This is a genomic window from Ruegeria alba (assembly GCF_022321465.1).
GTDB classification, from domain to species: domain Bacteria; phylum Pseudomonadota; class Alphaproteobacteria; order Rhodobacterales; family Rhodobacteraceae; genus Ruegeria_B; species Ruegeria_B alba.
Map to the genome: position 1 here is coordinate 227,549 of NZ_JAKOEM010000003.1, position 7,390 is coordinate 234,938.

The window sequence follows — 7,390 nt, forward strand, 5'->3', positions numbered from 1 at the left end:
GAGAACCGCAATGAAGGGACATTGCCATTGCGGCGCGGTGCGCTGGCAGAGCGACGGTTACGTCGCGTGGAGCTGTTATTGCCACTGTGCCGATTGCCGCCGCAATTGCGCCGCGCCGGTCACTGCGTTTTTCGGGCTCCCGCATCAGAGCGTTGTGTGGAGCGGCGATACCCCGCGCATCTATCGTTCATCAAATCGGGTCGAGAGGCTGTTCTGCGGCACCTGCGGCACCCAGATGGCTTATCGCAACGCCGATGATCGCGTGAACATCCATCTTTATACCGCAACGCTGGAGGACCCGTCGGTGCTCCCACCCCGGTTTCACGTCTTTCATGCCGCGCGACTTCCCTGGCTGAACTTGCAGGACGATCTGCGTCGCTTCGACCGCACGACCGACTAAGAGCGATTCCGGCACCTTTGCAGATCAATCATTTGCAACTTTGCAAAGAGGCTCAAATTTTCCGGTAAGCCAGACGAGAAAAGCGGCTTTGCAAAAATTTGCAGACTTGATCAGGCAATCTCTGCAAATTTCTTGCGATAATGTGACGCGACGTTCTTTGTCCGGCTTGCCCGGTGGCGCCGCTATGCCTAACACACCAGCCAGCCGAACGTGAGGAGGACGCCATGGCATATCAGAACGTTTACGAGAGCTGGAAGAGCGATCCCGAAGCCTTCTGGATGGAGGCCGCCAAGAGCATCGACTGGGTCGAGGCGCCCAGCCGTGCGCTCGATGACAGCAACGCGCCGCTCTATGAATGGTTCACCGATGCCAAGGTCAACACCTGCTGGAACGCGGTCGACCGCCATGTCGAGGCGGGCCGGGGCGAGCAGATCGCGATCATCTATGACAGCCCGATCACCCATACCAAGCGCCAGATCTCCTATGTCGAACTGCGCAACCGCGTGGCCATGCTGGCCGGTGCCCTGCGCGCCAAGGGTGTGGAAAAGGGCGACCGCGTCATCATCTACATGCCAATGATCCCCGAGGCGCTGGAGGCGATGCTGGCCTGTGCCCGTCTGGGCGCCGTGCATTCGGTGGTCTTCGGCGGGTTTGCCGCCAACGAACTGGCCGTACGCATCGACGATGCCCAACCCAAGGCGATCATCGCCGCATCCTGCGGGTTGGAGCCGGGCCGCGTGGTGCATTACAAGCCCCTTCTCGACGGCGCCATCGACATGGCGAAACACAAGCCCGATTTCTGTGTGATCTTCCAGCGCGAGCAGGAAGTGGCCCAACTGGTCGAGGGGCGCGACTACAACTGGCACGGGTTCCAGTATGGTGTCGAACCGGCCGAATGCGTGCCGGTCGAGGGCAACCATCCGGCCTATATTCTCTATACTTCGGGCACCACCGGCGCGCCCAAGGGCGTGCTGCGCCCGACCGCTGGCCACCTTGTGGCGCTGAACTGGACGATGAAGAATATCTATAACGTCGATCCGGGCGATGTGTTCTGGGCGGCATCCGATGTGGGCTGGGTCGTGGGCCACAGCTATATCTGCTATGGCCCGCTGATCCACGGCAACACCACCATCGTGTTCGAGGGCAAGCCCGTGGGCACCCCCGATGCGGGCACCTTCTGGCGGGTGATTTCCGAGCACAAGGTCAAGAGCTTCTTCACCGCCCCCACCGCGATCCGCGCCGTCAAGCGCGAGGATCCCAAGGGCGAGATGCTGGCGAAATACGACCTGAGCTGCCTCAAGGCGCTGTACCTGGCGGGCGAACGGGCCGATCCGGACACCATCGTCTGGGCGCAAAAGGCGCTGGGTGTGCCGGTGATCGACCACTGGTGGCAGACCGAAACCGGCTGGGCCATTGCCGGGAACCCGCTGGGGATCGAGGAATTGCCGGTCAAGCTGGGCTCTCCTGCCAAGGCGATGCCCGGCTATGACGTGCAGATTCTGGACGAAGGCGGCCACCAGATGAAACCCGGCGAGCTGGGCGCCATCGCGGTGAAACTGCCGCTGCCACCGGGCACCTTGCCGGGCCTGTGGAATGCCGAGGCGCGGTTCAGGAAATCCTATCTGGAGCATTTCCCCGGCTATTACGAAACCGGCGATGCGGGCATGATCGACGAGGACGGATACCTCTATATCATGGCGCGCACCGATGACGTGATCAACGTCGCGGGCCACCGCCTGTCCACCGGCGGCATGGAGGAAGTGCTGGCCAGCCACGAGGACGTGGCCGAATGCGCGGTGATCGGCGTCAGCGACGATCTCAAGGGCCAGATGCCGCTGGGCTTCCTCTGCCTCAACAACGGCTGTGACCGCGACCACGCAGATGTGGTGAAAGAGGTGGTCAAGCTGGTGCGCGACAAGATCGGACCCGTCGCGGCCTTTAAACTGGCCGTCGTGGTCGACCGCCTGCCCAAGACCCGCTCGGGCAAGATCCTGCGCGGCACCATGGTCTCGATCGCCGATGGCAAGGAGTACAAGATGCCCGCCACCATCGACGACCCGGCCATTCTGGACGAGATCAAGGTCGCACTGCAATCGCTGGGCTACGCCAAGTAACCCCTAGCGCGACCGCAAGAACAGGCGCCGCCCCCGGGTGGCGCCTTTTTTCATGCCCGCATCGCATCTGCCCAACAGCTTGTGATCGCCCGTCATCGCCCCGGTGATTGCCAGACTCTGGGTGGGTTTCTACCCTGACCGCAATCGCTGCAACTGACGAGGTTACCCATGCGTGCATTCCTGACCGCACTGGCCTGTTCCGCCGCCCTGCCCGCCTTGCCCGCCCTGGCAAGCGAAGGGCACCGCATCCAGGTCACCGGAGAACTGATCGACACCTGGTGTTATTATTCCGGTGTCATGGGCGGACCCGAGGCGGTGGTCGGCTCGGCCCACCATACCTGCGCCCTGTGGTGCTCGGCGGGCGGCATCCCGGTCGGCTTGCAGGCCGAGGACGGCACCATCTACATGGTGCTCAAGATCGAACAGGACGACCAGCTGGCCGGGGGCGATACCGCACTTCGCCTGGCGTCGCACACGGTCGAGGCGGACGGGATGCATTACCAGCGCGACGGCATCAACTACCTGATCGTCGATCAGGTGATCAGCGATCTCGATATCACCAACCTCAATCACGAAGACTATGGCCCCGTGCCCGGCTTCGCCATTCCGGAGCCCAAGGAATGAAGCGCCTCTCGCTTGCATTGGCCCTCTTGGCCAGCCCCGCCCTCGCCCAGGATTTCTCGGCCGGATCGACCGCCAAGCCCTGGAACCTCTATGCCGAACAGCCCGCCTTTTTCGAGGCCAAGGTGGTCGATCTGCTGTGTGAGCTGACCGGTGACTGTCCTGCCGATTGCGGCGCGGGCAAGCGGCAGCTGGGCCTGTTGCGCAGCGCCGATAACGTGATGGTCCTGCCGCTCAAGAACGGGCAACCGGTCTTCTCGGGCGCCGCCGCCGATCTGGCCCCTTATTGCGGCCAGACGGTCGAGGTGGACGGGCTGTTGATCGATGACCCGGATCTGGGCGCCAAACATGTCTATCAGGTGCAAATGATCCGCCTGCCCGGCGGCGAATGGGAAAAGGCCAACCGCTTTACCAAGGTCTGGGAGGAAGAGAACCCCGAGGCCACCGGCAAGGGCCCCTGGTTCCGCCGCGATCCCCGCATTCTCGACCATATCGAGGACAAGGGCTATCTGGGTCTGGGTCTGGAAACCGACGAGGCCTTTATCAAGGAGTGGTTCTGATGCGCGGCCTGCTTGGGGCCACCCTGCTGATGGGGGCCGTTCTGGCGGCTCCCGCGCAGGCGGGCAACGCACCGCTGCCCTTTGACGTGGGCGGTCCGTTCGAGCTGACCGACCAGAACGGCGCAAGGCGAAGCCAGGCCGATCCACAGGGGCATGGGCAGCTTCTGTTCTTTGGCTATGCCACCTGCCCCGGCATCTGCTCGGCGGCGATGCCGATGATGGCCGACGCGGTGGACCGGCTGGCCGATGCCGGCATCCCCGTCACGCCGGTGATGATTACCGTCGACCCCGAACGCGACCGCCCCGGCGAGATGAACGCGCCCCTGGCGCGGTATCACCCGGACTTCATCGGCCTGACCGGGTCCGAGGCCGAGTTGCAGGCCGCCTATGACGCCTATTCGGTCGAGCGCGAATTGGCCTATGTCGATCCCGAATACGGGCCCGTCTATACCCACGGCGCCTTTGTCTATCTGCTGGATGCCAAGGGCGAGGTGCTGAGCCTGTTCCCGCCCATCCTCAGCTCGGACCGGGTGGTGGAACTGGCGCGCAAATACCTCGGCAGCGAGGGATCGTGACCTAGCGTCACCTTTGGTTCCGGGCGTGGCGTTTGGCCGATGGGCCGCCTAACCTGACAGCAGGAGGCCCCGGACATGACAGAAACAGCGCTTTGGCAATTGGACGCGACCCAGATCGCGGAACAAACCACAAGCGGCGCGCTGAGCGCCCAACAGGCGGTCGCCGCCGCCATCGAGCGGATGCAGACGGTGAACCCCGGCCTGAACGCCGTGGTCGACAGCTGTACCGAGGCGGCGATGGCCCGCGCGGCGGAACTGGACAAGGCCCGCGCGGCGGGCGCAGCCTGCGGGCCGCTGCACGGGGTCCCGGTCACCATCAAGGTCAATGTGGATCAGACCGGATACGCCACCACCAATGGCGTCACCGCGCTCAAGGACATGATTGCCCCCGGTGACGCACCGGTAGTCCGCAATCTTCAGAACGCGGGCGCGGTGGTGATCGGGCGCACCAATACGCCCGAATTCTCGTTCCGTGCCGATACCGACAACCCGCTTTATGGCCGGACCCATAACCCCTGGGGACGGCATATCTCGCCCGGCGGCTCTTCGGGCGGGGCCGGATCAGCGGTGATGGCGGGGATCGGCGCGCTGGCCCATGGCAACGATATCGGCGGCTCGCTACGCTTTCCGGCAGCGGCAAATGGCGCCGTCACCGTGAAACCCGGTCTGGGCCGGGTGCCCGCCTGGAACCCCAGCCAGAAGGCCGAGCGTGGCATGCTGGCGCAATCCATGTCGGTGCAAGGGCTGATCACCCGCTCGGCCGCCGATCTGCACCTGGCCATGCCCAGCCTGATCGCCCCCGATCCGCGCGACCCGTTCCACGTGCCCCTGCCCTGGCGCGGTGCCCCGGCCGAAGGGCCGATCCGCGTGGCCTTTACCAAGGCGACCTATGGCTATGACCTGCATCCCGAGGTCGAGGCGGCGCTGGACACCGCCCGCGACGCGTTGCGCGATGCCGGTTATCTGGTCGAAGAGGTCGAGACCCCCGACGCGTTCGAGGCCGGGCGCGCGGGCTATCGCGCGCTGATGGGCGAGGTCTGGGCGCTGATGAAGGCGGATGTCGATGCCTATGGCTCGCAGACCGTGCGCGACATTTTCGAGGTTTATTTCCAGGAATTCCCGCCCTTTCACGGCACCGAACTGTTGCAGGTGATGGCGCAGCGCAGCCATTACGCCCGCGAATGGTCGCTGTTCCTGGAGCAGTACCCTCTGGTGCTGGGCCCGTTCCTGCCGCAGCCCTTCTTTGGTCCCGACCGCGACACCGAGGGCGCCGAGGGCGTGCACGAGGTTCTGGGCGCCGCGGTCTGGTCCTATTCGATGAACTTCATGGGCCTGCCTGCCGCCTGTCTGCCGTCGCGCTTGGCGGCTCTGCCGAAGGGGCCGCAACCGATCAACGTGCAGATCACCGCCCGCCGCTGGCGCGAGGATATGGCGGTGGATGCCGCCGCCGCGATCGAGGCGCGCGTAGGTCGCATGGCGCCGCATTTGTGGGCGCGGATGCGGTAAAGGGGCGAAGCTATCTTTGCGAATTGACCCCGGGCGCGGCGTTCGCCGCAGCCCGGGGCCCTCTCGTCATTCAAAATTGACGGTCGTTGGATAGGGTGGAAGCAGGCGTTGAACCTACGTCCTCTTCATACCACGCGAACTCGTCCCAACACGCAACGTGAAGTGGCCACTCACCTCCGCCTCACGTGTAGTATCGGCAAGATCGAGCTTGCCAGAGTGTCGCGCACTTTCCTGTGAAGTTGGTCACATAACTGCGAAATATTCGTAAACACCCACAGGTTCAGGTGAATTGTTCGGAAATGAGGCGCTCTTCCAGCCCATGGCCAGGGTCGAACAGGATCCGGTGGCTGATTGTCGGTTCGGACTGAATCTCGACCCAAGCGATATCCGGGATCGAGGTTGAATCGGCATCGGCCATGACCGGACGCTTGTCCGCGTCCACCACATCGAACCGGACCTTGGCGGTTTTGGGCAACAAGGCACCACGCCAGCGGCGCGGCCGAAATGCCGCGATGGCGGTCAGCGCCAACACGTCCGACCCGATCGGCAAAATTGGCCCATGCGCCGAGTAGTTATATGCGGTTGACCCCGCCGGCGTTGCCACCAGCGCACCGTCGCAAACCAGTTCAGCCAGTCGCAGGCGCCCATCGACCGAGATTTTCAGCCGCGCCGCCTGGGGTCCCGCGCGGAGCAGCGAGACCTCGTTGATCGCCAGCGCCCGATGTACCTGTCCCGCCTGATCCATCGCGGTCATCGACAGCGGATTGATGATCTCCTCCTCGGCCGCGGCTAGCCTTTCCAACAGGTTGGTCTCGGCATATTCGTTCATCAGAAAGCCGATGGTGCCCCGGTTCATGCCATAGACCGGTACATCCAGGTGCTGGGTGCTGTGCAGGGTGCGCAGCATGTAGCCATCCCCGCCCAGTGCGACGATCACCTCGGCGTCGCGGGGGGCCACGTTGCCGTAGCGGCCAATCAACGCGGCACGCGCGGTCTGGGCCACCGGCGCGTCGCTGGCGAGAAAGGCGATTCTTTTGGGCATCTATCGAGGTTTCCGGTGCTGCGCATTCGGTTCCGAAACAAGCACACCTTTCCCCCAGTGGCCAGACTTGACGCCGCAGTTGGCCAATTCGTCGCTTTACAGCCTTTTGCGTTGCCCCGGTTTCCGATAGGAAATCGCGGAAATCGACCCTTCTCATGCGGAGCTGTCATGAACGCGAGCCACCAGGACCCCGGATTTTTCACAGAGGCGCTTTCGGAGCGTGATCCCGAGCTGTTCGGGGCGATCACCTCGGAGCTGGGGCGCCAGCGCGACGAGATCGAGCTGATCGCGTCCGAAAACATCGTCTCGGCCGCCGTGATGCAGGCGCAGGGCTCGGTGATGACCAACAAATACGCCGAAGGCTATCCCGGCCGGCGTTATTACGGCGGCTGCCAATATGTCGACATCGCCGAAAACCTGGCGATCGAGCGGGCCAAGCAGCTGTTTGGCTGCGGCTTTGCCAATGTGCAGCCCAACTCGGGCAGCCAGGCCAATCAGGGCGTGTTCCAGGCGCTGATCAAGCCGGGCGACACCATCCTGGGCATGAGCCTGGACGCGGGCGGCCACCTGAC

General features: G+C 63.9%; 7 protein-coding genes and 1 pseudogene. 7 read left to right on the forward strand and 1 reads right to left on the reverse strand.

Annotated elements, in window-relative coordinates:
- The first annotated feature begins 10 nt into the window (after positions 1 to 10).
- The 6 genes from MB818_RS06730 to MB818_RS06755 all read left to right on the forward strand — a co-directional run bounded on the left by MB818_RS06730 (position 11) and on the right by MB818_RS06755 (position 5,776).
- The gene (locus MB818_RS06730) at positions 11 to 400 is read left to right on the forward strand and encodes a GFA family protein (protein ID WP_234217026.1); all 390 of its coding nucleotides are present in this window, start codon (positions 11 to 13) and stop codon (positions 398 to 400) included.
- Between the two features lie 224 nt (positions 401 to 624).
- Positions 625 to 2,514, forward strand: coding sequence for a propionate-CoA ligase PrpE (prpE, locus tag MB818_RS06735; protein WP_238904528.1), 1,890 nt, complete (start codon positions 625 to 627; stop codon positions 2,512 to 2,514).
- Between the two features lie 168 nt (positions 2,515 to 2,682).
- Entirely contained in the window at positions 2,683 to 3,138 is a 456-nt protein-coding gene (locus MB818_RS06740) for a hypothetical protein (RefSeq protein WP_234144778.1), read from the forward strand.
- Entirely contained in the window at positions 3,135 to 3,695 is a 561-nt protein-coding gene (locus MB818_RS06745) for a hypothetical protein (protein WP_234165986.1), read from the forward strand. Before MB818_RS06740 ends, MB818_RS06745 begins: the two co-directional genes overlap by 4 nt.
- Complete coding sequence (locus MB818_RS06750; RefSeq protein ID WP_234138821.1) at positions 3,695 to 4,270, forward strand: SCO family protein; 576 nt, start codon at positions 3,695 to 3,697, stop codon at positions 4,268 to 4,270. The genes MB818_RS06745 and MB818_RS06750 overlap by 1 nt, the downstream gene beginning before the upstream one ends.
- Positions 4,271 to 4,345: 75 nt before the next feature.
- Positions 4,346 to 5,776, forward strand: a complete 1,431-nt coding sequence (locus MB818_RS06755) for an amidase family protein (protein ID WP_238904531.1) — start codon at positions 4,346 to 4,348, stop codon at positions 5,774 to 5,776.
- A 280-nt stretch (positions 5,777 to 6,056) separates the two neighbouring features.
- On the opposite strand, the gene MB818_RS06760 is transcribed toward MB818_RS06755, so the two are convergent.
- Positions 6,057 to 6,818, reverse strand: coding sequence for an NAD kinase (locus tag MB818_RS06760; RefSeq protein ID WP_234138819.1), 762 nt, complete (start codon positions 6,816 to 6,818; stop codon positions 6,057 to 6,059).
- A gap of 168 nt (positions 6,819 to 6,986) precedes the next feature.
- Between MB818_RS06760 and glyA the strand changes: the two are divergent.
- Positions 6,987 to 7,390 (forward strand): annotated as a pseudogene (gene glyA, locus MB818_RS06765) (serine hydroxymethyltransferase); the annotation flags it as partial.

Coding starts and splice junctions, on each gene's coding strand:
- prpE (WP_238904528.1), top strand. CDS start 625: ATGGCATATCAGAACGTTTACGAGAGCTGGAAGAGCGATCCCGAAGCC.
- MB818_RS06730 (WP_234217026.1), top strand. CDS start 11: ATGAAGGGACATTGCCATTGCGGCGCGGTGCGCTGGCAGAGCGACGGT.
- MB818_RS06750 (WP_234138821.1), top strand. CDS start 3,695: ATGCGCGGCCTGCTTGGGGCCACCCTGCTGATGGGGGCCGTTCTGGCG.
- MB818_RS06745 (WP_234165986.1), top strand. CDS start 3,135: ATGAAGCGCCTCTCGCTTGCATTGGCCCTCTTGGCCAGCCCCGCCCTC.
- MB818_RS06740 (WP_234144778.1), top strand. CDS start 2,683: ATGCGTGCATTCCTGACCGCACTGGCCTGTTCCGCCGCCCTGCCCGCC.
- MB818_RS06760 (WP_234138819.1), bottom strand. CDS start 6,818: ATGCCCAAAAGAATCGCCTTTCTCGCCAGCGACGCGCCGGTGGCCCAG.
- MB818_RS06755 (WP_238904531.1), top strand. CDS start 4,346: ATGACAGAAACAGCGCTTTGGCAATTGGACGCGACCCAGATCGCGGAA.